26 protein-coding genes are annotated in these 25476 nt (G+C 61.1%); 15 read left to right on the top strand and 11 right to left on the bottom strand.

Annotated features, from left to right (window positions below; translation table 11 throughout):
* Window positions 1-93: 93 nt before the first annotated feature.
* From IM739_RS13670 to IM739_RS13685, 4 genes are all read left to right on the top strand, one after another.
* The gene (locus tag IM739_RS13670) at window positions 94-771 is read left to right on the top strand and encodes an alpha/beta hydrolase (protein WP_237368266.1); all 678 of its coding nucleotides are present in this window, start codon (window positions 94-96) and stop codon (window positions 769-771) included.
* 177 nt (window positions 772-948) lie between these two features.
* Window positions 949-1542 (top strand): hypothetical protein, encoded by a 594-nt coding sequence (locus IM739_RS13675; RefSeq protein ID WP_237368267.1) that lies wholly within the window; start codon window positions 949-951, stop codon window positions 1540-1542.
* Window positions 1473-1802 carry a patatin-like phospholipase family protein gene (locus tag IM739_RS13680; RefSeq protein ID WP_442981135.1) on the top strand — a complete coding sequence of 110 codons (330 nt, stop codon included), beginning with the start codon at window positions 1473-1475 and terminating at the stop codon, window positions 1800-1802. Before IM739_RS13675 ends, IM739_RS13680 begins: the two co-directional genes overlap by 70 nt.
* Before the next feature lie 15 nt (window positions 1803-1817).
* The gene (locus tag IM739_RS13685) at window positions 1818-2222 is read left to right on the top strand and encodes a GFA family protein (RefSeq protein WP_237368269.1); all 405 of its coding nucleotides are present in this window, start codon (window positions 1818-1820) and stop codon (window positions 2220-2222) included.
* Here IM739_RS13685 and IM739_RS13690 read toward each other — a convergent pair.
* The gene (locus IM739_RS13690; protein WP_237368270.1) at window positions 2209-3360 is read right to left on the bottom strand and encodes an anhydro-N-acetylmuramic acid kinase; all 1152 of its coding nucleotides are present in this window, start codon (window positions 3358-3360) and stop codon (window positions 2209-2211) included. The genes IM739_RS13685 and IM739_RS13690 overlap by 14 nt on opposite strands.
* A 123-nt stretch (window positions 3361-3483) precedes the next feature.
* Here IM739_RS13690 and tyrS point away from each other — a divergent pair, with 123 nt between their 5' ends.
* Window positions 3484-4737: a tyrosine--tRNA ligase gene (gene tyrS / locus IM739_RS13695; protein ID WP_237368271.1), complete on the top strand. Its 1254-nt coding sequence runs from the start codon at window positions 3484-3486 to the stop codon at window positions 4735-4737.
* Between the two features lie 60 nt (window positions 4738-4797).
* Here the strand turns inward: tyrS and IM739_RS13700 are convergent, their stop codons facing one another.
* Complete coding sequence (locus IM739_RS13700; protein ID WP_237368272.1) at window positions 4798-8202, bottom strand: AsmA-like C-terminal region-containing protein; 3405 nt, start codon at window positions 8200-8202, stop codon at window positions 4798-4800.
* A gap of 122 nt (window positions 8203-8324) precedes the next feature.
* Here IM739_RS13700 and bcp point away from each other — a divergent pair, with 122 nt between their 5' ends.
* The 6 genes from bcp (at window position 8325) to IM739_RS13730 (ending at window position 13878) form a co-directional block, all read left to right on the top strand.
* On the top strand, window positions 8325-8792 hold the full coding sequence (gene bcp / locus IM739_RS13705) for a thioredoxin-dependent thiol peroxidase (RefSeq protein ID WP_237368273.1): 468 nt from the start codon (window positions 8325-8327) through the stop codon (window positions 8790-8792).
* Window positions 8792-9634, top strand: a complete 843-nt coding sequence (locus IM739_RS13710) for a ferritin-like domain-containing protein (RefSeq protein ID WP_237368274.1) — start codon at window positions 8792-8794, stop codon at window positions 9632-9634. Before bcp ends, IM739_RS13710 begins: the two co-directional genes overlap by 1 nt.
* Window positions 9635-9772: 138 nt before the next feature.
* Window positions 9773-11074 carry a M23 family metallopeptidase gene (locus tag IM739_RS13715; RefSeq protein WP_237368275.1) on the top strand — a complete coding sequence of 434 codons (1302 nt, stop codon included), beginning with the start codon at window positions 9773-9775 and terminating at the stop codon, window positions 11072-11074.
* A 52-nt stretch (window positions 11075-11126) separates the two neighbouring features.
* Entirely contained in the window at window positions 11127-11753 is a 627-nt protein-coding gene (locus IM739_RS13720; RefSeq protein WP_237368276.1) for a LysE family translocator, read from the top strand.
* A gap of 144 nt (window positions 11754-11897) precedes the next feature.
* Complete coding sequence (locus IM739_RS13725) at window positions 11898-13463, top strand: DEAD/DEAH box helicase (RefSeq protein WP_237368277.1); 1566 nt, start codon at window positions 11898-11900, stop codon at window positions 13461-13463.
* A 7-nt stretch (window positions 13464-13470) separates the two neighbouring features.
* The gene (locus IM739_RS13730; RefSeq protein WP_237368278.1) at window positions 13471-13878 is read left to right on the top strand and encodes an NUDIX domain-containing protein; all 408 of its coding nucleotides are present in this window, start codon (window positions 13471-13473) and stop codon (window positions 13876-13878) included.
* 3 nt (window positions 13879-13881) lie between these two features.
* Here the strand turns inward: IM739_RS13730 and IM739_RS13735 are convergent, their stop codons facing one another.
* From IM739_RS13735 to IM739_RS13765, 7 genes are read right to left on the bottom strand one after another with little or no spacing between them, the layout of a single operon-like run.
* A complete protein-coding gene (locus tag IM739_RS13735) occupies window positions 13882-14208 on the bottom strand; it encodes a TfoX/Sxy family protein (RefSeq protein WP_237368279.1) in 327 nt (108 codons plus the stop codon).
* Window positions 14209-14216: 8 nt separating this feature from the next.
* Window positions 14217-15863, bottom strand: coding sequence for an NTP transferase domain-containing protein (locus IM739_RS13740; protein WP_237368280.1), 1647 nt, complete (start codon window positions 15861-15863; stop codon window positions 14217-14219).
* A complete protein-coding gene (locus tag IM739_RS13745) occupies window positions 15860-16567 on the bottom strand; it encodes an XdhC family protein (protein WP_237368281.1) in 708 nt (235 codons plus the stop codon). Before IM739_RS13745 ends, IM739_RS13740 begins: the two co-directional genes overlap by 4 nt.
* Entirely contained in the window at window positions 16567-16896 is a 330-nt protein-coding gene (locus IM739_RS13750) for an XdhC family protein (protein WP_237368282.1), read from the bottom strand. The genes IM739_RS13745 and IM739_RS13750 overlap by 1 nt, the downstream gene beginning before the upstream one ends.
* Complete coding sequence (locus IM739_RS13755; RefSeq protein WP_237368283.1) at window positions 16893-18164, bottom strand: vWA domain-containing protein; 1272 nt, start codon at window positions 18162-18164, stop codon at window positions 16893-16895. Before IM739_RS13755 ends, IM739_RS13750 begins: the two co-directional genes overlap by 4 nt.
* A 3-nt stretch (window positions 18165-18167) precedes the next feature.
* Entirely contained in the window at window positions 18168-19097 is a 930-nt protein-coding gene (locus IM739_RS13760) for an AAA family ATPase (RefSeq protein WP_237368284.1), read from the bottom strand.
* 24 nt (window positions 19098-19121) lie between these two features.
* Complete coding sequence (locus IM739_RS13765) at window positions 19122-19571, bottom strand: flavin reductase family protein (protein ID WP_237371072.1); 450 nt, start codon at window positions 19569-19571, stop codon at window positions 19122-19124.
* Between the two features lie 220 nt (window positions 19572-19791).
* Between IM739_RS13765 and IM739_RS13770 the strand changes: the two genes are divergently transcribed.
* On the top strand, window positions 19792-20868 hold the full coding sequence (locus IM739_RS13770; RefSeq protein ID WP_237368285.1) for a branched-chain amino acid ABC transporter substrate-binding protein: 1077 nt from the start codon (window positions 19792-19794) through the stop codon (window positions 20866-20868).
* Between the two features lie 3 nt (window positions 20869-20871).
* On the opposite strand, the gene IM739_RS13775 is transcribed toward IM739_RS13770, so the two are convergent.
* Window positions 20872-21636 carry an SDR family NAD(P)-dependent oxidoreductase gene (locus IM739_RS13775; protein ID WP_237368286.1) on the bottom strand — a complete coding sequence of 255 codons (765 nt, stop codon included), beginning with the start codon at window positions 21634-21636 and terminating at the stop codon, window positions 20872-20874.
* 183 nt (window positions 21637-21819) lie between these two features.
* On the opposite strand from IM739_RS13775, the gene rpe reads away from it, so the two are divergent.
* From rpe to purB, 3 genes are all read left to right on the top strand, one after another.
* Window positions 21820-22497, top strand: coding sequence for a ribulose-phosphate 3-epimerase (rpe, locus tag IM739_RS13780; RefSeq protein WP_237368287.1), 678 nt, complete (start codon window positions 21820-21822; stop codon window positions 22495-22497).
* 208 nt (window positions 22498-22705) lie between these two features.
* On the top strand, window positions 22706-23119 hold the full coding sequence (locus tag IM739_RS13785) for a hypothetical protein (protein WP_237368288.1): 414 nt from the start codon (window positions 22706-22708) through the stop codon (window positions 23117-23119).
* A 118-nt stretch (window positions 23120-23237) separates the two neighbouring features.
* Window positions 23238-24539, top strand: coding sequence for an adenylosuccinate lyase (gene purB, locus IM739_RS13790; protein ID WP_237368289.1), 1302 nt, complete (start codon window positions 23238-23240; stop codon window positions 24537-24539).
* A gap of 79 nt (window positions 24540-24618) precedes the next feature.
* Here the strand turns inward: purB and IM739_RS13795 are convergent, their stop codons facing one another.
* Window positions 24619-25422: a DUF2189 domain-containing protein gene (locus IM739_RS13795; RefSeq protein WP_237368290.1), complete on the bottom strand. Its 804-nt coding sequence runs from the start codon at window positions 25420-25422 to the stop codon at window positions 24619-24621.
* Between the last annotated feature and the right edge of the window lie 54 nt (window positions 25423-25476).

Raw genomic sequence — 25476 nt, forward strand, 5'->3', positions numbered from 1 at the left:
AAACTTCGTTTTAGAAAAGCTGACTGGCGTCGTCAAGTCAGGTTTCTAAATTGGTGGAACAGAACTGTAAAATTCTTACTGACCGGAGTCCCAATGCCCGAAGTCATTTTCAACGGCCCTGCGGGTCGTCTCGAAGGACGTTACCAGCCCTCGAAGGAAAAGAGCGCGCCGATCGCGATCATCCTGCATCCGCATCCGCAATTCGGCGGGACGATGAACAACCAGATCGTCTACCAGCTCTTCTACATGTTCCAGAAGCGCGGTTTCACCACGCTACGCTTCAACTTCCGCAGCATCGGTCGCAGTCAGGGCGAATTCGACCACGGCGCCGGCGAACTGTCGGACGCAGCCTCGGCGCTCGACTGGGTCCAGAGCCTGCATCCGGATTCCAAAAGCTGTTGGGTCGCCGGCTATTCCTTCGGTTCCTGGATCGGCATGCAGCTTCTGATGCGTCGCCCGGAAATCGAAGGTTTCATGTCGATCGCGCCGCAGCCGAATACCTATGATTTCTCGTTCCTCGCGCCCTGCCCGTCGTCCGGCCTGATCATTCATGGCGACAGCGACAAGGTCGCGCCGGAAAAGGATGTCCAGGGCCTGGTCGACAAGCTCAAGGCCCAGAAGGGCATCCTGATCACCCACAAGACGATTCCGGGCGCAAACCACTTCTTCAACGGCCAGATCGAAACGCTGATGGGCGAATGCGAGGACTACCTCGACCGCCGCCTCGAAGGCGAACTGGTTCCTGAACCGGCTGCCAAGCGCATCCGCTAAGTCCCGGAAAAAGCAAGTGCAAAGCGCCGTTCGAAAGACCGGCGCTTTTTTTGTGGCCGTCCGTCAGTGCAGTTCCGATGTCGATTGACAAAAATGCCAGGGATCGCACCTTGTGGGACAGCAAGTTTGATGGCTCTGCCGATCACCAAGTATCGCCCGACCTGACCATAGGTAGACATGCCAGAACATCCGACCTTCGATGCAATCGGCTTTGCCGGCGGTGGCAACCGCTGCTACTGGCAGAGCGGCTTTTTCCAGTCGCTCAATGCCATGCACCCGGTAAAGCCGAAGTTTTACGTCGCCGTGTCGGCCGGCGCCTATCATTGCGTGATGAATGTTGCCGGCGTTGGTGAAAGGGCGCGCAATGCGGCTTTCTCATTTGCCGAGAAAGGAATACCCGGCATCGACTGGTCGCGATTGCGGACGCGGCAGTCGCCGCTCGTCGTCGGCGCCCTCTTCCGGCATTTTCTCACCGAGCAATTCGGCGCCGCTGAACTCGTTGCCCTGAAGGCCGCCCCACCAATCCTGATCCAGTTATCGCGCCCGCCGGCATGGATGCCCGGCGGTCTGGCCGCGATCGGCTCGATAGCAGCTTACCAACTCGAAAAAGCGGTCACCAGTGGTTCCTATTCCAGGGCCGGGGTTATCTCGGCCTCAAGCCGGCCTGGATCTCGACCCACGACATCGAGACACCGGCGGATCTGGTCGATGCGATCATGGCAACCTCGTCCGTACCGCCTTTCATGCCGATCGGACGGATCCGAGGGATAGCTCACCTGGACGGAGGACTGGTCGACAATCCGCCGCTGCGCAAACTTGTGGAAACCGAACGACAGGGTGGCCGGACCTTGTTGCTCTCCACCCGGTACGGGCGCCCGCCGCCACAGGCGCCGAACAGGCAAGTCGTTGCCCCAAGCGAAGATGTTCCGGTCAACAAATTCGCCGTCGGCGATGCCAAGGGCCTACGTCATGCCTTCGAACTCGGCTTGCGCGACGGCGAGGCCTTTGCGACAACACTCTCGTCGGCATAGCAACGGGAGAAGGCCATGCGACGGACCTATCATGGCAGTTGCCACTGCGGCGCAGTCACCTTCGAAGCCGACCTCGATCTCGGCCTCGGTACGGTGAAATGCAACTGCTCGATCTGCGCCAAATACCGCATGTGGGGTGCAAAGGCGGGACCGGATGATGTTCGCATCAGCCAGGGTCGCGAGGCGCTCAAAGATTACGCCTTTGGCAGCCATGTTGCGCATCACTACTTTTGCCGGACCTGCGGCGTGCATCCCATCGCTTATGTCGACATACCCTCCGACGGACGCCGCTACTGGAATGTGCAGATCTGCTGCCTGGAGGGTGTGGATGCGGCAGAAGTGGCGAGCGCGCCGATAACCTACGAAGACGGACGTACGGACCGCTGGGACCGCACCCCGGCGGATATCAGGCTTTTGTAGGCTCCGTTGCGGGCAGCGCATGCGCCCTGACCAGAACGCCCCCTGTCACCGGCTCCCTGACACCGGTCGTTGTTGGAAAGGTCAAAGGTAACCCCATGGTCGCCCGCACGGCGAGATAGGCCCAGGCCTCGGCTTCCATTGCATCGCCGTCGAACCCCGCCTCTTCCGCGCGCAGCACAGTCGCTCCCTGCAAGTCCGCCAATCGCGCCAGATCACCCATGATGATCCTGTTCAGCCGACCGCCGCCACAGACCACATAGGTCCTGGGTGTTCGCGGCAGATGCGCCGCAGATTTGATGATCGCCGCGGCCGACACATAGGCAAGCGTGCGAGCTCCATCCGACAGTTCCGCTTCGCTTCCTGTCGGCGGCACAAAGTCGTTGCGATCGAGCGATCGGCGTATGCTGGTCGTAAAAAATGAGTTGGCAAGATAGCGCCCGGCCAGCGGCATCAGCACCCTGCCCTCCGATGCGATACGCCCACCTTCGTCATAGGGAATGCCGGCATGTGCCTCGACCCATTGATCGATCAGCGCATTGCCTGGCCCGCTGTCGAAGCCGATGACGGCGCCATCACGATCGAGATAGGTCAGGTTGGAGATCCCACCGATATTGACGAAGCAGACCGGCCATTGTTCGGGCGGCAGCCGATGAGCAAGCGCCCGATGATAGACGGGCACCAGCGGCGCACCCTGGCCGCCATGCACCATGTCATTGGCCCGCATGTCGAAGATGATGTCGATCCCCGTCTCCCGCGCCAGCAGCGCACCGTCGCCGATCTGCACCGTCAGCGCCAGATCCGGTCGATGCAGCACGGTTTGGCCATGAAAACCGATGAGGTCGATATCCGCTGCCGAGAGCGCGTATCGTTGCAGGAACAGAGAAACGCCCTCGCTATGACGCAGGGTCAGATCTCGCTCGATACCCGCCAGATCCCCCGGTCGCTGCTCGCGGATGGTGATCGCCTTGGCGTCCTCCAACCCCTGCTTCAGCCGATCACGAAAGGCGGGCTCGTAAGGTATGGACAGAAACGGTCCACGCTCCACCAGGGTTTCACCATCGGTCTTCACCAGCGCCACGTCGATGCCGTCCATCGATGTGCCGCTCATCAGGCCGATCGCCGTTTTCAATGCCGTCATGGGACCATCACCGATTCGCATGCCACCTATCGCGCACATTCATGGTTGAAACGGGTGCACATTTCAAAAAAACAATGCTAAAGCGCCGACGGAATTTACTGAAAACCCGAAAGTTAGACCGTCATGACGAAGTTCAAGTCCGATTTCCTCCGCACGCTCGACGAGCGTGGCTTCATTCACCAGATCTCCGATGAGGCAGGTCTCGACGAACTGTTCGCCAAGGAAACCGTGACCGCCTATATCGGCTTCGACCCGACGGCGCCTTCGCTGCATGCCGGCGGCCTGATCCAGATCATGATGCTGCACTGGATGCAGCAGACCGGTCATCGTCCGATCTCGCTGATGGGCGGCGGCACCGGCATGGTCGGGGACCCGTCCTTCAAGGACGACGCCCGCCAGCTGATGACGGTCGACACGATCGAAAGCAACATCGCCTCGATCAAGCGCGTCTTCTCGAACTACCTTTCCTACGGCGAAAGCCCGAAGGACGCCATGATGATCAACAACGGCGACTGGCTGCGCGACATCAACTACCTCGAATTCCTGCGCGACGTCGGCCGGCACTTCTCGGTCAACCGCATGCTGTCCTTCGACAGCGTCAAGACGCGCCTCGACCGCGAGCAATCGTTGTCCTTCCTCGAATTCAACTACATGATCCTGCAGGCCTACGACTTCGTCGAGCTGAACAAGCGTTACGGCTGCCGCCTGCAGATGGGCGGCTCCGACCAGTGGGGCAACATCATCAACGGTATCGACCTCGGCCACCGCATGGGCACGCCGCAGCTCTACGCTCTGACTTCTCCGCTCTTGACCACCTCGTCTGGCGCAAAGATGGGCAAGTCGCTGAACGGCGCCGTCTGGCTCAATCCGGACATGCTGTCGGCCTACGATTTCTGGCAGTACTGGCGCAACACCGAGGATGCCGATGTGTCGCGCTTCCTGAAGCTCTACACCACCCTGCCGATGGATGAGATCGCAAGGCTGTCGGCGCTTGGCGGCTCGGAAATCAACGAGGTCAAGAAGATCCTCGCGACCGAAGTTACCGCCATGCTGCACGGCCGTGAAAACGCCGAGCAAGCCGCCGAAACCGCGCGCAAGACCTTCGAGGAAGGTGCAATGTCGGGCAACCTGCCATCGATTGAGGTCGTCAAGGGTGAACTCGAAACCGGCATCGGCCTGCTCGCGCTGATCGTCAAGGCGGGCCTGGCGGCCTCGAACGGCGAGGCCCGTCGTCATATCCAGGGTGGCGCGGTCAAGATCAACGACACTGGCGTATCGGACGAAAAGATGATTGTCGGTTCCGGCGAAGTGACCGGCGACGGCGTGATCAAGCTCTCGCTCGGCAAGAAGAAGCACATCCTGGTCCGCCCGGTCTGATAAGTCAGAACACCGGCCTAATAATCGACCGCATCAAACCCGCCATCGGCGGGTTTTTTGTTACCTGAACTCGAAGATCTGGCGAAACACGCCCGGCGCGATGATCGACAGCGGATTGATCACGAGATTGGGTCGCTCAACAGCGCCCGTCAGCTTGAAGGTAATGCCAAGCAGTCCACGGTCGCGACCATTGCCCAGAATGGCGCCGATGATCGGAAGTTCGCCAAACAGTCGGTTGAGGCCATAGGCCGGCATGAAGGTGCCGGTGAGATCGATCCGACCGCTGCTGTCGCGCACGATGCCCTGGAATGTCGCCCCGATCTGGTCTCCCCTGACAATGCCATTTTCCACGCTGAGCGTGCCGGCATTGTAGTACAGCCGCGCGAACGCCCGCTGGAACCGGGCCGAGCTGACATCGATGTCGCGCTTCACCGCACTGTTGAGGCTGCGCCCATCGCTGCCGGTCGGTGTAGACACGATCGACTGGAGCCGCTCTTCGTTGTCGACCTGAAAGCTGCGCAGATCAAGATTGCCGGCCCATGCCCCGCCCGGCGTTTCATTCAGCTTCAGGTTCACCAGGCCACCCACCAGCCGCTTGTAGAGATCGATGAAACGCACCAGCGCGCCGGCATCGCTGCTGGTCACCGAGACTTCGCTGAAGCCGTCCGGTCGGCGAAGCTTGGCGACCACCGCCTGGCCACTGCTGGTGACGGCAGAGAAGTCCAGCGCCGTCGTCTTGCCCTGTCTCGCGCTGTAGATCACCGAAGATCCAGACAGTGCCTCTCCGCCAAAGCCTATGACGCGATCGACCTTGCCCTCGATCCGCAAGCTGACATCATCGCCTTTCCCCTTGCCGGCGACGGCCGGAGCCTTGAGCTTGGAAATCAAAGACCGCGCATCGAACGAGCTGCCCGAGACAGTCACGTTGTACGTGCCTTTGACCTGACGGATCGCAATCGAAAGATTGTCGTCCGGCGCCAGCCTCACCTTGCTGAAATTGGCCGCGATCAGGCCTTTCGGGCCGGTGGACAGCTCACCGCTCGCCCCGAAACCATCGCCATCCAGCACGAACTTTTCAATCGTCGTCTGTCCGTCCACTTCGCTCAGCTCGAATGTCGCCTTGGCGCCGATGCCTTGCCCCTTGGACCAGCCGATCCACGGAATATTGAGATTGGCATTGCGCAGATCGACGGAGGCCGCCTGACGCTTGTCGCCCAGGCGGGTGAGTTCCACCGAGATCGGACCATCGATGATATCGTCGAGCCCGGGCACCAGCTTGTTGCGCGTGGCATTGTCGAGCTTGGCCGTCACCACCCGTTCGCGCCCGCTGTCGGTATCCCGCGCAACGGGTTCGCTCATGCGGATGTCCATCGGCACGTCGTCGATCCTTGCCGAGCCTTCGATCTGCGCCAGCTTGGGATCGACGGCAAGCGTGCCGGTGAAATCGCTGATCCGGCGCCCGTCAAACGGCTTTTCGATTGCAACCTTGTCCAGTTGCAGATAGGCGTTCCACACCGGCGCTGGCGGTTTCTGATCGGCGATCAGACCCAGGGTGACCTCCGCCGTGCCCTTGATCGCGCCGCTAAAGTCTTCTGCGACAAATCCGATACGTTGCAACGCCTGGATCGGCTTGAACGACACAAGTTCGGCGACCGCATCCGCAGCACCATTGACGGCCACCGAGATGGTCGCCATCAGCGGCTTCTCATAGGCACGGGCGATGGTCACCGCGCCACTTTCCAGCGCCACGACACGCCCAGACGGAAAATACGAGGCGGCCGATTTGATCTTCACCTCGATCCGCTCGCCCATCATGTCGAAGCGAGCATTGGCATCGCGCAGCGGTGGAATATCCCCGGTCAGGTTCACTCTGGCATCGACCACATCGAAGCCGATGCGCAGCTCGTCACCCTTCAGATGCACCGGACGCGGTTCCAGCGACAGGCGGTTTTGCGGGATGAAAACCGAAATCTCGCCATGCGATACCGTTCCACCGAAGATATTCTTCAGCACCCAGCTGCGAGGCTTGTCGGCAATCCAATAGGGCCAGAGCTGCTTGACCACAGCAGCCTTCATGTTCTCGACCACGCCGTCGAACTTCACTTCAGGGCCGGTGCCACCAAACCGAATCTGCAATGTGCTGACCATCTTGCCATTGGCCGTGGACACGTCGAACGTATCAAATTGCAGCAGGGTGCCATCGAACAGGTAGCGGCCATAGGCCTTCATGTCGAAGGGGAACGCAGTTTCACCGGAGGAAGGCACATCGGCACGCCCCTGGGCGACGAGCAGGTCGATACCGATGCCCTTGCCAAAATCCTTGCCCTCGGGCAGCCGGTCCAGATCGATCAAGCCGCCAGAAAGCGGCAGGATCATCGGCCCGAACTCGGCCCTGGAATTGGCGATCTCGATCGTATCCTTGCCAAAGTCATAGGCGAAGTTCAGGTCGGCCCCGGTGATCTCCTGCGGCTGGCCATCGGTATAGAACGTGGCGGCTCTCGTGTTGACCGCCAGGGACATTTCCGGCTCCTGCCCCGCGATATCGCGTTTGGCAGACAGAACAAGCTCGGCGGAACCATCGATACCTTGGCGTGGCAGGCCGGCCTTGGATCGCCGCAACATGAATGGCGTCAAGCGGAAGTCCGCTATCCGGAGCGTCATCGAATGGACGGCACCGCCGACATTCGTCGTCAGGGCAGTCAATTCGGTCTGCTGGCCATTCACCGAGATCGCGCCGAAGATCGACAGTGAGTCGTCACTGCCTCGCTCCATCGCCAGATCATCGATGGATAACGTCAACGGCCGTCCGCTTGCACTGGTGGCCGCCACCTCGAGGCCGCCCAGGCGCATGCGATCGAGCCCGCCCCGCGCGATGAAGCCCTGCAATCGGTCCAATTCGCCGAACGCGCCGTCCAGCACCGCCGGCATGTTGTCGATCCGGAACCTGGATAGATCCATCGGTTCGCGCTTCGGCAAGAGCCGGGCATCGAGGGAGATGCCCTGACTGTCTATTTCTCGAACCGAGAACCGGCCACCAAGCAAAGCCATGGGCTCCAGAATGAGGCTTACCGACTGCGTCATCGCCACCTGCTGGCCGCTCGCCGCATCGACGACCGAAACATCATGGGCATCGACGGTGACATCGAGCCCGCCCGAAAAGCGGATCGCCGTACGACCGATCTTCGCGTCGTATTGCGGGCCCATGGCATTGGAGAGCGCTGTCGTGGCACGTTGCGCCAAAGCAGCATCCAGCGTCCCGCTTTCAACTACGGCAAACACGCCCGCGATGACGATGACCCACAAACCGATGAACGCGACGAGACCCCGCAGGCAACGGCGCACGAGACTGCGACGCGGCGGGCAGTGGACGATCATGGGATCTTCCACCTGCGCGGAAGGCAGGGCATGCAGCGGCACGATGTCCCGCGTGCGAAACCGTAGCTTGTCGCCCCGGATATCCGACATGTCCTGGTGATTGTCTCCGTCTATCGATGCAGCTATCAAGTCGCTCTGGACGACTCCGCAGCGGACTATATATCGATGACGACCACAATCATCCAAAAAGCGGGCAAAAGAAAGGTTTTCCCATGACGGAATTGGCAGTTGGAACAGCAGCTCCGGATTTCTCCCTGCCCAGCAACGGCGGCGGCACCGTTTCTCTCGCCGATTTCACAGGAAAGCCGCTCGTCATCTATTTCTACCCCAAGGACAGCACCCCGGCATGCACCACGGAAGCAATTGATTTCACTTCGCTTTCCGAAAGCTTCGCGAAAGCCGGCGCAGCCATCGTCGGCGTATCGCCCGACTCCGTGAAAAGCCACGACAAATTTGCCGCCAAGCACAATCTGTCCGTGATCCTTGCAGCAGACGAAGAGCACCAGATGCTCGAAGCTTATGGCGTCTGGAAGGAAAAGAGCATGTACGGCAAGACCTACATGGGCGTCGAGCGCACGACAGTGCTGATCGATGCCGCGGGCAAGATCGCGCAGATCTGGCCCAAGGTCAAAGTGGCCGGCCACGCGGAAGCCGTCCTTCAGGCGGTTCGATCTCTCTGATGAACCTTGTCGTGAAGGAACCTGCAACGCCGTTCCGCTCCCTGCGCGAGGCCGCGACTCTTGCCATCATGAGCGCCGATCTCGATGAGAAGACCAGCCTTGCCCAGACCGCCGCGATCCGCTGGCAGGAGCGCAGGCTGTCGCTGCGCTCACCTCTCGACCCGGCCTTGCCGGATCGTCCGGGTCGGCCGGAAAAGCCAGTTCTTGTTCCGCCAAAAGGCACCGAAAAGCGTTCGCTTCACACTCTGCCGGGACGCATCGCCACGCTGCATGCACTGGCGCATATCGAACTCAATGCCGTCGATCTGGCGCTTGATATCGTCGCCCGATTCGCTTCGCAGCCCGTGCCGCATTCCTTCTTCGACGGCTGGATGAAGGTTGCCTTCGAGGAAGCGAAACACTTCCGCATGGTGCGCGACCGATTGCGCGACCTCGGTGCGGACTACGGCGACATGCCGGCCCATGACGGATTGTGGCAGGCAGCCCACTCCACCCGCAACGACCTGACTGCCAGGCTCGCCGTTGTGCCGCTGATCCTGGAAGCACGCGGTCTCGATGTAACGCCCGCCCTACAGGAAAAGATGCGCGAAACCGGCGACATCGAGAGCGCCGATGTCCTGAGCATCATCTACGAGGACGAGAAAGGCCATGTCGCCGTCGGCGCCAAATGGTTCCGTTTTCTCTGCGCGCGCGAAAAACGTGATCCAGCCAGGACATTCCAGGACTTGGTCCGCGCAAATTTTCGCGGAAACCTCAAGGCGCCGTTCAATGACGTTGCCCGCGCCGAAGCCGGTTTGACGCCATCATTCTATCGATCCCTTTCGTCGAAAAACACGTCTTGACCAATCCGGCGGCACCGCCGGACTAAATGTTTGTTAACCCTAACCATGCGTAAATACGCATGAACGAGCGGGGCCAAATGAATCGGTTTCGCCATCTTCCGGCGCCTCAAGCGGCACTGAGATACGGTGGGGACAGACGTGACAGCCAAGGCAAACAACCAGGTCTTTGGAAAGCGCCGTGAGCAACACGTCGTGATTCTCGCCAGTGGCGACAAGATCCGTCACATGACCATTCGTCCGTGGATGGCTGCGCTGACCTTCTGCTTTCTCGGCGTCATGTCGATCGGCTATCTCGGCGCCACCACCTATCTCGTTCTGCGCGACAACCTGATCGGAGCCACCATGGCCCGCCAGGCCCGCATGCAGCATGACTACGAGGATCGCATCGCGTCCCTGCGCGCTCAGGTGGACCGTGTCACGTCGCGCCAGTTGCTCGACCAGCAGGTGGTTGAGGAAAAAGTCGAAAAGCTGCTGGAGCAGCAGATGGCGCTGACCTCTCGTCACGGACGCATCGACGCGCTGCTCGAAGGTGCCGCCAGCGCCGACAGCCTGCCGAGCGACGGCCCTCTGCCGGCAAATCGACCGTCGACCGGCACCAAGGACGAGGCATCCCTTACGACCACCGGCACCCATGCGTTTGCTGCACTCCTGGGCGCGAAAGCTCCACCGAAACCCGCCAAGACCAACCTCGCTTTGGGTTACGTGCCGATGACGGACGAAAACGTCGCCGACCGCGCCGACAAGCTGTTTTCGCACATGACACTTTCGCTGAAGGACATCGAAAGCGAGCAAATGCAGCGCATTGCCACATTGGCATCGGGAGCGACCCAGACGGCCGCGGAAATCGCCTCGATCCTGGAGCGTAGCGGCGTGGAACTGGACGAAGCATTGGATGCAAAGACCTCTGATGCAATCGGCGGTCCCTACATCGCACCCAGCCCCGAACGCGACTTCAACGCGACCCTGAATACGCTCGACGCGGCACTGACCAGACTGGAGACCGTGCGCGATACCGCCAGGCGTCTGCCATTTGCCAATCCAGCTCCGGGGCGCGAAATCACCAGCCGCTTCGGCAACCGTCCCGATCCCTTCTTTGGTGGCCTGGCCATGCATGCCGGCATCGACTTTCGTGCACCGACAGGAACGGAAGTTCACTCCACCGGGGCTGGGAAAGTCGTCACCGCCGGCCTATCCGGCGGCTATGGCAATATGGTCGAGATCGACCATGGATACGGATTGTCGACCCGCTACGGTCACATGTCGCGCATCCTGGTAAAGGAAGGCGACAAGGTCGAGGCCGGCGATTTGATTGGTCTGTCTGGTTCGACCGGCCGATCCACCGGACCACACCTGCACTACGAGGTCCGCCGCGGAAAGGATGCGGTCGACCCCATTCGTTTCCTCAATGCCGGGATGAAGCTCACCACCTTGATCAATTGACGCGCTTCCCATTTCAGCCAATGATTGCAGCAACGATGTGACCGGAGCTGCCATGGACACGACGTCGCTGCTTGCCTTTGCTTTGGCTTTTTTTCTGTTTGCCGCCTCCCCCGGTCCCGACAACATGACCATTGTCGCGAAAACGGTATCGAGTGGCCCAGCGTCCGGCCTCGCCTATGGCCTTGGTACCGTCATCGGCATCCTGATCTACCTGGGCCTTGCCGCTTTCGGCCTGTCACTGATCGCCAGCAAGATGGGTCTGCTGATGACGATCCTGCGTTATGCCGGAGCCGCATACCTGATTTACATGGCCTATCGCCTGTGGACCGAGCCTCCGGTCATCCCGGAACTCACACCGGGAGAAAACCGGCCGCGCAATCTGGCTGGTGTCTGCATGACGGCCGTCGCGCTCAATCTGGGCAATCCGAAAATGCCGCTTTTCTACCTTGCGCTGCTGCCGGGTTTCGTAGGCACCAGTTTTGGGATGGCCAACTACGGCAAGCTCGCGTCGGTCATCGTCCTGGTCGAGTGCATTGTCGTCGGCGGCCATGTCTGGATTGCCGATCGTGCACGCGCCCTGCTGCGCACGCCGGCGATCGTCAGACGAGCCAACCGGATTGCCGGCTCGGCATTGGCACTGGCTGGCATCCAGGTGCTTGTGACAACGCGCAGCAGTTAAGCACAGCTGTTAAGCCTTTGTTGCGCCAGATACCTCAGTTTCCTTGACTTTCAGGTAGTTTGGGACTATTCGCCCCTTCCATTAAGGCCCGCGTTAAGGGCGATTCATGGATGTTCGCAAGAACAGGAACGGAACTACTTCCCTTTGATAACTTTTGCTGACCTTGGCTTGAGCCAAAAAGTCCTCTCTGCCGTCACCGATGCCGGCTATGTGAACCCGACCCCAATTCAGGCCGGCGCTATCCCGCCAGCCCTGCAGCGCCGGGACATCTGCGGCATTGCTCAGACAGGCACCGGCAAGACGGCGTCCTTCGTGCTTCCCATGCTGACGCTCCTGGAAAACGGTCGAGCGCGCGCCCGCATGCCGCGTACGCTGATTCTCGAGCCGACCCGCGAACTCGCAGCCCAGGTCGCGGAGAATTTCGATAAATACGGCAAGAACCACAAGCTCAATGTCGCGCTTCTCATTGGCGGCGTGTCGTTCGAAGAGCAGAACCGCAAGCTGGAACGCGGCGCCGACGTGCTGATCTGCACCCCCGGCCGCCTGCTGGATCATTGCGAGCGCGGTAAGCTCCTGATGACCGGCGTCGAGATCCTCGTGATCGACGAAGCCGACCGCATGCTCGACATGGGTTTCATACCGGATATCGAACGCATCGCAAAGATGATCCCGTTCACCCGCCAGACCCTTTTCTTCTCGGCCACAATGCCGCCGGAAATCCAGAAACTGGCCGATCGCTTCCTGCAGAACCCGGAGCGCGTCGAGGTTGCCAAGCCTTCGTCGACCGCCACCACTGTGACGCAGCGCCTCGTCGCAGCCCACAACAAGGACTACGAAAAGCGCTCGGTCCTGCGTGACCTGATCCGCTCCCAGGAAGACCTGAAGAACGGTATCATCTTCTGCAATCGCAAGAAGGATGTTGCAGACCTGTTCCGTTCGCTCGAACGCCACGGCTTTTCCGTTGGCGCCCTGCATGGCGACATGGACCAGCGCTCGCGCACCAATATGCTGGCCGGCTTCAAGGACAACCAGATCACCCTGCTCGTCGCATCCGACGTTGCTGCGCGCGGTCTCGACATTCCTGACGTCAGCCACGTCTTCAACTTCGACATCCCGATCCATGCAGAGGATTACGTCCACCGCATCGGTCGTACCGGCCGCGCCGGTCGTTCAGGTGCTGCTTTCTCGCTGGTTACGCGCAGCGATTCCAAGTTTCTCGATGCAATCGAAAAGCTGATCGGTCAGAAGATCGAATGGCACAATGGCGACCTTTCTGCCTTGCCAGCCCCTGCCGAGAGCCACGACGAAGGTCGAGGCAAGCGCGGCAGCCGCGACAAGGGCCGCGAAGGCAGCCGCGATCGTGCACGTGATGGTAAGCGTGAAGGCCGGGGCGATGGAAATCGCGAAGGACGTGGCGAGCGTAACAGTCACAAAACCGAAACGCCCGCAGAATATACCAAGCCCGCAGAGGAAGTCGTAATGGAACCGGCAAGGATCGAAGCACCCGTGGCAAACGAGCGTAAGGCGGACAGGCGTCCGAACCAGCACCCGCGCAATGCCCGCAACAACGCGACCCCTAACCCGGCCAACGACGATCATCGCGAGCGTCGCCGCAGCCACCACCGCGACCACGACGACGGCCCGACACCGGTCGGCTTCGGCGATGACATTCCCGCCTTCATGCTGATCGTGGCTGCTGCCAAGGCCTGATCCGGTCATGGCTGCACCCGGCATTGATTTCCCCGGCCTCGGCGTCGGTCTTGCCATCCTTCGGGATGGCAAGTTGCTTTTGTGCAAGCGCATGAAAGCACCGGAGGCCGGCCATTGGAATATCGTCGGCGGCAAGGTCGACCATATGGAGCCAGCCGAACGCGCGGCCCGTCGCGAGGCTGAAGAAGAAACCGGTATGACCATCGGTGAAATCCAGTATCTCGGGCTCACCGAGCAACTGATCGAAGCTGACCGCCAGCACTGGGTATCGCTGCTCTACAAGACGACCGACATAAAAGGCGAGCCGCAACTGACCGAGCCCGACAAGCTTTCGGCCATCGGCTTCTTCTCGCTCGACGACCTGCCGCAGCCGCTGTCTGCATTCACCGTGGCACTCCTGCCCTACCTGCGCTGAAGCCTATTTCTTGGCCTCGGCCCTGACTGCTGCCTCGAAAGCCAGCCGCGCCCATTTCGCCATCTCGTCGGGATCGTCATACGCCTCCTCGGGAACAGTCCAGTAAGGCATGGCAACCGGCTTGCCTGTTTTGCCCGCATAGGACCAGCGCCGAGCACCGGCTGCCTCCAGCAGCGGCGCAGTCTCGCCATCGCCCTTCAGCATGATCTCGTCGAACAGATCGAGGGCAAAGATGATGCCCTGATGATAGATGCCCTTGCCGCCGAACATCCGGCGGATGGACACAGAGCCAAGTGCTTGAAACATCTCTTCGATCGCATCGTTGTCCATGTGTCTGCTCAATCCTTGAGAATTCCGCCGGCGGCCACGACAGCATCTGGCGTATCGACATCGAGCCGCGCCGCCACGCCGATTTCGACATCGATCACCGGCAGGCCCGCGCTTTCGATCACCGGTCGTGCACCGATATCGCCTTCGATGGCCTTGAGCGCCTCAAAGGTCGAACGCGGCAGGATGACCGGATTTCCTCGCTGCCCGTCGGCGACAGCGCGCACGATAGCTGTCCCGGACACACTGGCAAAGGCGTTTGCGAGCGCCCTGATATCGCCTGTCGCGACATTCGGCATATCGGCAAGCAGCACCATCATACCTGGCGCTGCGCTGACATCGTTTCTCTCAAGACCCGCCTTCAGCGAACTGGCCATACCGGTCGCGTAGTGCGGATTGTCGATGATCGTGACATCCAGCCCGTCGAGCGCGGCGGAAATCTCGTCACCTCGATGCCCGACGACGACATGCACCGGGCCGATCTTTGCCTCGATCGCCTGACGTGCAACCCGGTGGACGAGTGCTTCACCGTCGAACTCCGCCAACAACTTGTGCTGCCCACCGTCTCCCATGCGGCTTGCCCGGCCTGCAGCGAGGATGACAACCGCGATGCCGTCGCCCGCCCGGTCCGGCGTTGCCATCAGGCGCGGCAGCGGTCGGCTCGGGATCTCCATCAGCAATCCTCCAACCCCAAGGCCCGTCATTTCGTCGCGCGTCGGCGCCTCGCCGGCAAGAAGACGGTTGAGCACCCAGTCGAATCCGTTTTCCTTTGGCGACCGTGCGCAGCCCGGCGCTCCAATTACCGGCACGGTCCCGAGATAGCCAAGCACCAGCAGATTGCCGGGATCGACAGGCAGGCCGACCTGCACGACCGTCCCACCCGCCAACCGGATTGCCTCAGGGATAACGTCATGTGGATCACTCATCGCCGACGCGCCGAAGACGACGATCATTGCAGGCGACGCCTGCTCACCGCTGCGTGCAACCGCGAGTGCCGCCTGCATGGCGTCTGCAACGGCGCCGGCCCCATGCGGCACGCGTGCTTCAGACATCAATTCGCTGCCGGATGAAACGAGGCGCTGCTGTAGAACCCTGACCGTCTTGTCCATCACCGAGGGTTTCAGCGATGGCAGGGTCGTGGCGATCAGGACCACGGAATGGGCGACGTAAGGTTTCAACTGGAAAGCCGCATGCCCATACAAGACCTGACAGGCACGCTCGACGCTGTGCCCGGCAACCGCAAGCGGGATGATCTTGATTGTCGCGACCAGATCCCCGGCCCGCACATCGGCATGATCGGCCAGACACGCCAACGTAATCGCGGGATCAATACGATTGAAACGGTCGACCACCGATTTGTCGGCAACGAAGAGGCCATTGGCATCGGCGTAGAAATTGACCCGGCCGGTCGTCGCCGGCGAACACCGCATCGCGGGCCGCTCCAGCATCGCGGCCAGTTTGGCGGCCGCAGCATCCTCGTCCAGATCTCCCGGCTCCATGCGGCAACCAATCACCGAGGATACCCCATGCGAGCGCAACGCATCCAGGTCGGCCACCGTCAGCCTGCATCCCTTGCCGAATTTGCCCGATGCAATCGAAACCGAATGCGCCAGGATCACGCCTTCGGCTTCATCCACCGCGATGCTGCCGAAGATCATGAAGCAGTCCCTGTCGATGTGGCGAGCGTGCGGCGACGAAAGGCGCGAATGATATCAGCCAGCACCGCGACGCCGATTTCCGCCGGTGTGGCAGCCCCGATGTCGAGCCCGATCGGTGCCGAGATCACGCCGATCTGTTCGGGCCCGAATCCAGCCGTCATCAGACGCTCGACCCGTTTGGCATGGGTTTTCCGGCTACCCAGTGCCCCGACATAAAAACAATGCGCCTTCAGTGCCGCGACGATTGCCGGATCGTCGATCTTCGGATCGTGGGTGACCGCCACCAGCGCGCTATAGCGGTCAAGCGGGCGTTGCAGGAGAACGTCCTGCGGCCAGTCGGCGATCAGCTCGACGTCCGCGAAGCGCTCCGGCGTGGCAAAAGCAGTGCGCGGATCGATGATCGTCACATCGAAATCGGCAAGCACGGCCATCGGGGCCAGCGCCTGGCTGATATGCACCGCGCCGATCACGACGATGCGCGGCGGGGGCAGATACACATTGAGGAAATAGTGACGATCATTGATCTCAACCGAGCCCGCCTTGCCCGAAAGAAAGTGTTGTGCCACGGCCTCGCCAAGCGCGCCGCTCACATCCTCTCCTTCGAAGACCAGTCTGTCGCCGTCCCCCGTCAGATCGGTCACCAGAATGGCGGCACGTCGCCTGCCTCTTGCCGCGTTCAACGCCTTAAGATGCGCCGGATCCATCAACCGAGCCTTTCGACATAGACACGGATACGCCCGCCACAGGATAGGCCGACCCGCCAGGCCGTCTCATCCGCCACCCCGAACTCAAGCATCTTCGGCTGACGGCTGTCCAACACGTCCAGCGCTTCGGTGATCACGGCGCCCTCGACACAGCCGCCGGACACCGAGCCCTCGAAATTGCCGTCGCGGTCGATCACCAGGTGGCTGCCGACCGGCCTGGGTGCAGAGCCCCAGGTCTCGACCACGGTGGCGATGGCGACCTCGCGGCCAGCACCGATCCAGTCCTCGGCGATCAATAGCGGATCGTGCCGCAAACTGTCTTTGGTCATGACATACCTTTCATCGACACAAGGAAACGACGCGGATCGGCGTCCTTTTCGGGCGGTCCGGTCAGCGCCCTGACAAGATCAGCCAGGGCTTCGAGATTGTGAACCGCGCGCAATTCGTCAACATGCGGCAACATCGCCCGCACGCCGCGCGCCCTAGCCTCAAAGCCGGAAAATCGCAGCAGCGGGTTCAGCCAGACGAGCCTCCGGCATGAGCGGTGCAGTCGGTCCATCTCCATGCTCAGGGTCTCGACATCGTCCCGTTCCAGACCGTCAGTGATCAAGAGGACAACGGCACCCTGCCCCAAAACCCGTCTCGCCCATTGCCGGTTGAACAGCCGCAATGTCTCGCCGATCCGGGTGCCGCCCGACCAGTCGGCAACGGCGTCCGTGCATTGGGAGATTGCTTCGTCCGGGTCGCGATGCCGCAACTGCCGGGTGACATTGGTGAGCCGCGTGCCGAAAAGGAAAGTATGCACCCGTTGCCGACGTTCGCTCAGAACATGCAGGAAATGCAGGAAAATCCGGCTGTATTGACTCATCGATCCGGAAATGTCGGCAAGCACCACCAGCGGCGGCGGGCGCTGACGCCTTTCGCGAAAACGCGGCAGCATCAGATCGCCTCCGGTTCGCAGTGCCTGCCGCATGCTCGCGCGCCGGTCGATGTGGCGTCCGCGGCTCGACGCCCGGAAACGGCGGGTAGACACCTTGTCGAAGGGCATAGCGAGACGTTCGATCTCCCGTCGAGCCTGAGCCAGCTCGCTCGATGTCATCTGGCCGAAATCCATCTGCCGCAGAACCTCCTGGCCAGACACTGTCAGCCGCGCGTCAATCTCGACCTCTGGTTCGTTGCCCTCCCTCGCCGGCCTGTTCTTCTCGGCATACAGCGCATCGCTGACCCGCGCCGCCCCCGCCTTCGGCCTTTGCCGCTCTCCGAGATCCACCGCGACCGGTGACATCAGCGCGATCATCTTCCCGACAAGGTCGCGGCTGCGCCAGAAAATCGAGAAGGCTTCGTCGAAAACCGGCTGGTCCTCATGACGCTTGACGAAGATCGACGCCAGCGCCGCATGAAACTCTACTCGCGAACCGATGCCGATAGCATCGACGGCTTCGATCGCGTCGATCACCGCCCCCGGCCCCGGCTTCAGGCCGGCCTTGCGCAACACGCGGGCGAAATGCACGATGTTGTCGGCCAGCCGGGCTTCGCCCCGATGTGGCGGCACGACAAATCCATCCCTATTGTCGGTGAGCGCGTCAAACGTCTGCATACGTCAGCCCGCCGCCAAGAGTTCAGCCTTGACCTCCGCCAGCACCTTCTGGCCATCGCTGCCCTGTATGCGTGCGATATCTTCCTGATATTTCAACAGCGTGCCAAGCGTGTCGGCAATTGTCTCCGGATCGAGCGCCAGCCGGTCCAATTCGGTCAAAGCCGTTGCCCAGTCGATGGTTTCGGCGATGCCGGGATTCTTGAACAGGTCAATCGTCCGCAACCTCTGCACATAGGCCACGATCTGTCGCGACAGTTGTTCATTGCAGCCGGGCACCTTGCGGCGGATGATGGCAAGCTCGTCTGCCGCTTTCGGATAGTCGACCCAATGATAGAGACAGCGGCGTTTCAAGGCATCATGCACCTCGCGGGTGCGATTGCTGGTGACGATGACGATCGGCGGCTCGGCAGCTTTCACCGTGCCGAATTCCGGGATCGTCACCTGGAAATCGGAAAGCACCTCCAGCAGGAAAGCCTCGAATGCTTCATCTGTGCGATCCAGTTCATCGATCAGGAAGACTGGCGCCCGACCGGGCACGCTCTGCAGGGCCTGCAGCACCGGACGCCGGATAAGATAACGCTCGGAGAAGATGTCATGTTCAAGCCGGTCGCGATCGGAAACACCAGCGGCTTCGGCCATCCGGATCTCCAGCATCTGTGCCGGATAATTCCATTCATAGACGGCGGACGCGACGTCCAAGCCCTCATAACACTGCAACCGGATCAATGGCCTGCCAAGCGCCTTGGCAAGCACTTTGGCCACTTCGGTCTTGCCGACGCCGGCCTCTCCCTCGAGAAACAGCGGGCGCTTCATCTTCAGTGCGAGAAACAGCACGGTCGCCAGCGCACGGCCGGCGAGATAGTCTTCCGCCGCCAGAAATTCTATAACAGAATCAATTGATTCCGGCAGTCCCTTTGCCGAGGTTTCCGCCATGTCTCCTCCTGTTCGAGGAGAAGCTTACAGCGTGTGATAGCCTCGGTCCAGATAGATGAGTGGCGCGTGTTTCGGACCAAAATGCACAGCCTTTACCTCGCCGAACAGCACGGTATGCGTCGCCGTCACCTTGCGGTCCACCACGACGCAGTCGAAGGCGGTCACGGCATCGACCAGCACAGGCGACCCGGTCTCAATCACCTGCCACTCGGCCAGCAAAAAACGCTCTTCGACCGAAAGACCGCCGAAACCGGCAAAGGCATTGGCCAGTGGACGATGGTGATCCGCAAGGGAGTTCAGGGCAAAATGCCCGCTTTCGAACATGACGGTGTTATTGGCATTGCCATTGTTCAGGCAGACAAGAACGGTGGGAGGTTGGTCGGACACCGAGCAGGCTGCCGTGATCGTCACGCCGCGCCGGATCCCGCCATGCTCGGTCGTCACGATCTGCACATGGCCGGCATAGCGGCTCATCGCGTCGCGATAGATGACCGGATCCAAAGTCTTGTTACTCAAATGCTGCCTCCCGCACGTCCACGCTCCCTAGCCGAGGCGAATATGGGCCGCAAGCCTTACCTTTTCCACAACGGCACGGCCCGGCTGACGAACGGGCCGCCATCAATGCGAAAACCGCGCATTTCCAAACAGCAATCCTTTGCGCTAGGATCACTGCAACTGAGATGGATATGACCTGATGAAGCGCCTGCTGATCACCTCCGCCCTTGTGCTTACCGGCATTGCCGGCGCCGAGGCAAAGACGCTGACATTGGCGGTTGTGGCCCCGAAAACCGGCATGTTTGCGCCGCTGGGCGACCAGATCCGCCATGGCGCCCAACTGGCAGCCGACAGGCTTTCGATTGACCTCGTCGAGATCGACGAAAGCTGTGAGGCCGGCAGCGGCCCCGCCGTCGCGACGAAGATTACCGAGGCGGAGGTCACCGCCGCAATCGGATTTCTCTGCAGCGAGAGCCTGGAGGGTGGGCTTCCGCTCCTCGCGGCCCGCAAGATACCGGCCATCTCGCTCTCCGTCCGCTGGAAGGGACTGATGGAGGATGCCGCCAAGCAGGGCTGGCCTTTCTTCAGGCTTGCTCCAACGGCCGAAGCCGAGGTGCAGATTCTCACCGACTTCATTCTGCGCGACTGGGAAAGCAAACCCGTTGCATTGCTGGAGGACGGCACCATCCGCGGCCGCGAACTGACGGAGGCAATCCGCAACAGCCTGGAAGAGCGCGGTCTGAAACCTGTCTTCACGGACACATTGCGCCCCGGGCAGGAACAGCAGCTATCATTGGTCCGCCGTCTTCAGAAGGCAGGCGCCACGCATGTCTTCATCGGCGGCGACCGCAATGACGTGGCAATCATTGCCCGCGATGCAGCCGCGGAGAAAATACCGCTGACGATCCTCGCAGGCGACACGATGCAGGCCGCCAACGAACCGGTCCCGCTTCGCAACGGTGTGATGGCCGTTGCCCTGACGGAGACACCGGAGGGCCCTTCTGCGGCCGATGTACTGGCCGCACTGACGGAACGAAAACATGCGCCGGACGGATATTTCCTGCCAGCCCATGCGGCCGTGACCATTGTCGCCGACGCGGCGGGTATCTCGTCGGCCATGGGCACTCCGCTGACGGAAGCCCTGTCCGGTACGATGTTCGAGACGGTGATCGGGCCGATTACCTTCACCGAGGCGCATGAACTGGCAGAGAACCCCTACCGCCTGGTCGAGTGGAAGGACGGTGCCTTTGTACCGATTGCCGCAGGGACCCAGTAGGATTTAGTCGCGATAGGGCCAGAAGGCCTGGCTGAACACGCCGCCATCGACCCAGATCGTCTGACCGGTGACGAAGCTCGACTGATCGCCGGCCAGAAACAGGGCCGGTCCGGCGATGTCCTCTGGCGTACCGACACGTCTCAGCGGCGTCACGTCTCCCCATGTCTTGCCGTAGTCCGGCGCCTCAGCGCGCGTGCGGGCCGTTTCGATCGCACCTGGCGCGATGCAGTTCACCCGGATCCCATGCGGTCCGAGTTCGACGGCGGAGACTTTGGTGAACTGTTCGATGCCGCCCTTGGAGGCGGTGTAGTCGACCAGCTTCGGAAAGGCGAGCTTGTTGCAGCCGGAGCCGAGATTGATGATCGAGCCGCCCTTGCCCGCCTCGATCATGCGCTGCGCGGTCAGCTTGGTGTTGAGAAACGTACCCTTGAGATTTGTCCGGATGACCATGTCCCAGCGTTCTTCGGACAATTCAAGCAGCGGTGCCCAGGTCTGGATCCCGGCATTGTTGATCAATACGTCCGGCGCCTGGCCAGCCCAGGAAATCGCCTGATCAAGGAAGCCGGCAACGGCCAAGCTGTCGGCAACATCCGTATCATGGCCGATCACCCGTCCCCCGCCATGGGCTGCATCCTGCACCACTTCGTCGGCGGCATCCATCTGGCCAAGATGCGTGAAGGCAACATCGTAGCCCGCCGCCGAAAACGCATGGACCAGATGCCGGCCGATACCTGAACTGCCGCCGGTGATGATGACGAATTTCTGCATTTAATCCTCCCTGCCGGGCTCCGCCCCGTGGACGATGGATGAAGGGGCCGCGGCCAACAGTCAAGCTCGCCGCACCGTCTTGAGCCTGTCTGCACCTTTCGTTGACGTCTCGGATGGTTGCCGCAACAGGCCCACGGTGCTAAGGCGAGCCGCAACAAAGACCGCCATCGAGGACCCTGGCCCATGACCCGCCCGCTGCTGATTTCACCTTCCATTCTTGCTGCCGATTTCGCCCGGCTGGGACAGGAAGTCTCCGACGTGGTCGATGCCGGCGCAGAATGGGTCCATCTCGACGTCATGGATGGCCACTTTGTCCCGAATATCTCGTTCGGCCCGGCCGTCATCAAGGCACTTCGTCCGCATACCAAGGCCGTGTTCGACTGCCACCTGATGATTGCGCCCGCCGATCCCTATCTGGCAGCCTTCGCCGATGCCGGTTGCGACATCATCACCGTTCATGCCGAGGCCGGCCCGCATCTGCACCGCTCGTTGCAGACCATTCGCAGCCTTGGCAAGAAGGCCGGCGTGTCGCTCAACCCGGCAACGCCGCTTTCGGCCATCGAGCATGTCATGGACGATCTCGACCTGATCCTCATCATGAGCGTCAATCCGGGGTTCGGTGGCCAGAAATATATCCCGGCCATGACCGACAAGATTGCCAAGGCGAATGCCCTGATCGGCAACCGACCGATCGACCTCGAAGTCGATGGCGGCATAACGGCCGCGACCGCACCTCTGGTCACCGGTGCAGGCGCCAACGTTCTTGTGGCAGGCTCGGCCATCTATCAGGGCAAGGGCGTTGACGACTATCGCAAAACCGTCGACATTCTCCGCAAGGCAGCCGAGGGAGGCAGGGCTTGAGGCGAGTGCAGGAAAGCATCGCGGCGCGCGGCGCCATCTGCCTTCAGCTCCCGGTGAAAGCCGGGAATATCGCGAGCCTGGAACTGCGGTGCTTGCACCAGTGAGCGCCGCGACACTCCCGCAAGGAACAATACCCGCGTCGCGACTTTCGGCCTGTCTTCCGCCGGCAAAGCTCTGCCTTTTCGGCGCGATCGTCTGGGGACTGGCGATGGCCGGATGTTTCGCTCTATCGGTTCACCTGATCGGACGCGCGGGGGGAAGCAACCCACCTCTTCTTGCACTTGTCTATGGATGCGGCGGCGCGCTTGCCTGGTTGATCGCCCTGCCGTTCATCCGTTTTGCGTCCCATGGCCGGCTGCGTGAAACGCGCCTGGCTGCCTGGTTCCTGTTTCTCGGCATGGGCACGATCGCTGTGACCGCCGGGCTTTTCGCGCTGCAGTACAGACTCTTTTACGCACAATGGCACGCGCCATTTCCCTCGCGCGTCTGGTTTCTGCAGCAGATCTTCACCACCGCCTCCGCGCTCTATCAGTTTGCTGTGCTGGGCTTGCGCCATTTCCTGCCCTTTGCCTTCGTGCTCTTGTTTGCCGTCAGCCTGCTTATGTCGCGCCGTAGCCGTTGAGATTACGGGTGGTCTTTGCTAAAGCGGGCCACGTTGCCAGTGTGCCAATCTCAAGCTCGCCAATCCGAAGCTTGCCAATCCAAGCTTGACAGCCCCAAGTTGAACGAAAGAAATCCCGATGATCCCGCGCTATTCCCGGCCAGAAATGGTCGCCATCTGGTCGCCTGAAACCAAATTCCGCATCTGGTTCGAGATCGAGGCCCATGCCTGCACGGCGCTCGCCAATCTTGGCGTCATTCCGCAGGAATCCGCCAGGACCATCTGGGAAAAGGGTGCCGCAGCCGAGTTCGACGTCGCCCGCATCGACGAAATCGAAGCCATCACCAAGCATGACGTCATCGCATTCCTCACCCATCTTGCCGAATTCATCGGCCCCGACAGCCGCTTCGTTCATCAGGGCATGACCTCGTCGGACGTGCTCGACACCACCCTGAACATCCAGCTCGTACGCGCAGCCGACCTTCTGCTGGCCGACATGGACCGGGTGCTGAATGCACTGAAGACCCGGGCGTTCGAGCACAAGGACACGGTCCGCATCGGCCGCAGCCACGGCATCCATGCTGAGCCGACGACGATGGGCCTCACCTTTGCCCGTTTCTACGCGGAAATGCACCGCAACCGCGACCGTCTGATCGCCGCCCGTGCGGAAGTCGCAACCGGCGCAATCTCCGGCGCCGTCGGCACATTCGCCAACATCGATCCGCGCGTCGAGGAATATGTCTGCGAGCAGCTTGGCCTCGTCGCCGAACCGATCTCCACCCAGGTCATTCCGCGCGACCGCCATGCGATGTTCTTCGCAACGCTCGGCGTCATCGCCTCGTCGATCGAAAACGTCGCCATCGAAATCCGCCACATGCAGCGCACCGAGGTGCTGGAAGCGGAGGAGTTCTTCTCGCCGGGCCAGAAGGGCTCGTCCGCCATGCCGCACAAGCGCAATCCGGTCCTGACCGAAAACCTGACCGGCCTCGCCCGTCTGGTCCGCATGTCGGTTGTCCCGGCACTGGAAAACGTTGCACTCTGGCATGAGCGCGACATCAGCCATTCGAGCGTCGAGCGCGCCATCGGTCCGGACACCACCATCACCCTCGATTTCGCCCTGAACCGCCTTGCCGGCGTCATCGAAAAGCTTGTGATCTACCCGGAAAACATGCTCGCCAACATGAACAAGTTCAAGGGCCTGGTCATGAGCCAGCGTGTGCTGCTGGCCCTCACCCAGGCTGGCGTATCGCGCGAGGACAGCTACCGTCTCGTCCAGCGCAATGCCATGAAGGTCTGGGAAAAGGGCGCCGATTTCCTGGAGGAACTGCTTGCCGATGAAGAGGTGCGCGCAGCACTGCCGGAAGCCGAAATCCGCGAAAAATTCGACCTTGGCTATCACACCAAGCATGTCGACACGATCTTCAAGCGCGTCTTCGGCTGAGCCACACGACAAGCCCTATCGATCCAAGGCCCGGCGCATCAAGCGACCGGGCCTTTTCCGTCTCACCGTGGCAAAGCATTCAACGCGGAGACGAGACCACCAGCTTTCTATAGAGATGCCAGGTGGCGTGGCCGAGGATCGGCATGATCACCACAAGCCCGACCATCATGGTTGCCATGCCGACCGCGAGCGAAAGCGCGACGATCAAGCCCCACACGGCAACCGGCACCGGATTGAGCATGCTGACGCGAACGGAGGTGTGAACCGCGGTCGCGGCGCCTGCGTCGCGATCGAGCAGCAGCGGGAAGGCAACAATGCTGATCACCAGCGCGATCAGGGCCAAGGCGAAACCGATGACGTTGCCCCAGACGATCAGCCCCATGGCATTCGGATGCGAAAGCACACCCTTGGCAAAGCCCATGAAACCCGGCGCCGGATAGTCGCCGATGAAATGCACGTAAAGTGCTTGCGCGGCAACCAACCAGACCACAAACAACATCAACAGATAGAGGCTCATCATCAGCAGCGATGGCAGGGCCGGAGATTTACGCAAGGCAATGACATGCGACCAGCTGGAATCATCGCCGCGTTCCCGACGCCGGCTGATTTCCATGAGGCCGACCGCCAGAAGCGGCCCCAGCAGGGCAAAGCCCGACATCAGCGGATAGACCATGGGCAGGAGTTGAACGCCGGCACTCCAGGCAATCATGATTGCGCCGGCGATCGGGTAGATCAGGCAAACGAAGGCATAATGCGAAGGCTGCTCGCGAAAGTCATTGATGCCGGCGCGCAGCGCGTCAAAGACATCATCAACCGATATTCGACGAATATCGGGCCGTTCCAGAATACCGGCTGATCCGGTCATGACATGAAAGTTCGACATCCTCATTTCCTCCTCAAGCAAACCAAGTCTGCATTCTGGCAATGAAATTCAGAG

This window comes from Rhizobium sp. SL42 (genome assembly GCF_021729845.1).
GTDB lineage: Bacteria > Pseudomonadota > Alphaproteobacteria > Rhizobiales > Rhizobiaceae > Allorhizobium.

Bases quoted from the DNA above. Each gene is read 5' to 3' on its own strand.
- IM739_RS13795 (WP_237368290.1), bottom strand. From the start codon at position 25,422: ATGTCGAACTTTCATGTCATGACCGGATCAGCCGGTATTCTGGAACGG.
- purB (WP_237368289.1), top strand. From the start codon at position 23,238: ATGATCCCGCGCTATTCCCGGCCAGAAATGGTCGCCATCTGGTCGCCT.
- IM739_RS13750 (WP_237368282.1), bottom strand. From the start codon at position 16,896: ATGACCAAAGACAGTTTGCGGCACGATCCGCTATTGATCGCCGAGGAC.
- IM739_RS13690 (WP_237368270.1), bottom strand. From the start codon at position 3,360: ATGACGGCATTGAAAACGGCGATCGGCCTGATGAGCGGCACATCGATG.
- IM739_RS13760 (WP_237368284.1), bottom strand. From the start codon at position 19,097: ATGGCGGAAACCTCGGCAAAGGGACTGCCGGAATCAATTGATTCTGTT.
- IM739_RS13670 (WP_237368266.1), top strand. From the start codon at position 94: ATGCCCGAAGTCATTTTCAACGGCCCTGCGGGTCGTCTCGAAGGACGT.
- IM739_RS13755 (WP_237368283.1), bottom strand. From the start codon at position 18,164: ATGCAGACGTTTGACGCGCTCACCGACAATAGGGATGGATTTGTCGTG.
- tyrS (WP_237368271.1), top strand. From the start codon at position 3,484: ATGACGAAGTTCAAGTCCGATTTCCTCCGCACGCTCGACGAGCGTGGC.
- IM739_RS13785 (WP_237368288.1), top strand. From the start codon at position 22,706: ATGGCCGGATGTTTCGCTCTATCGGTTCACCTGATCGGACGCGCGGGG.
- IM739_RS13675 (WP_237368267.1), top strand. From the start codon at position 949: ATGCCAGAACATCCGACCTTCGATGCAATCGGCTTTGCCGGCGGTGGC.
- IM739_RS13735 (WP_237368279.1), bottom strand. From the start codon at position 14,208: ATGGACAACGATGCGATCGAAGAGATGTTTCAAGCACTTGGCTCTGTG.
- IM739_RS13730 (WP_237368278.1), top strand. From the start codon at position 13,471: ATGGCTGCACCCGGCATTGATTTCCCCGGCCTCGGCGTCGGTCTTGCC.
- bcp (WP_237368273.1), top strand. From the start codon at position 8,325: ATGACGGAATTGGCAGTTGGAACAGCAGCTCCGGATTTCTCCCTGCCC.
- IM739_RS13775 (WP_237368286.1), bottom strand. From the start codon at position 21,636: ATGCAGAAATTCGTCATCATCACCGGCGGCAGTTCAGGTATCGGCCGG.
- IM739_RS13720 (WP_237368276.1), top strand. From the start codon at position 11,127: ATGGACACGACGTCGCTGCTTGCCTTTGCTTTGGCTTTTTTTCTGTTT.
- IM739_RS13740 (WP_237368280.1), bottom strand. From the start codon at position 15,863: ATGATCTTCGGCAGCATCGCGGTGGATGAAGCCGAAGGCGTGATCCTG.
- IM739_RS13765 (WP_237371072.1), bottom strand. From the start codon at position 19,571: ATGAGCCGCTATGCCGGCCATGTGCAGATCGTGACGACCGAGCATGGC.
- IM739_RS13710 (WP_237368274.1), top strand. From the start codon at position 8,792: ATGAACCTTGTCGTGAAGGAACCTGCAACGCCGTTCCGCTCCCTGCGC.
- IM739_RS13745 (WP_237368281.1), bottom strand. From the start codon at position 16,567: ATGGATCCGGCGCATCTTAAGGCGTTGAACGCGGCAAGAGGCAGGCGA.
- IM739_RS13700 (WP_237368272.1), bottom strand. From the start codon at position 8,202: ATGTCGGATATCCGGGGCGACAAGCTACGGTTTCGCACGCGGGACATC.
- rpe (WP_237368287.1), top strand. From the start codon at position 21,820: ATGACCCGCCCGCTGCTGATTTCACCTTCCATTCTTGCTGCCGATTTC.
- IM739_RS13770 (WP_237368285.1), top strand. From the start codon at position 19,792: ATGAAGCGCCTGCTGATCACCTCCGCCCTTGTGCTTACCGGCATTGCC.
- IM739_RS13685 (WP_237368269.1), top strand. From the start codon at position 1,818: ATGCGACGGACCTATCATGGCAGTTGCCACTGCGGCGCAGTCACCTTC.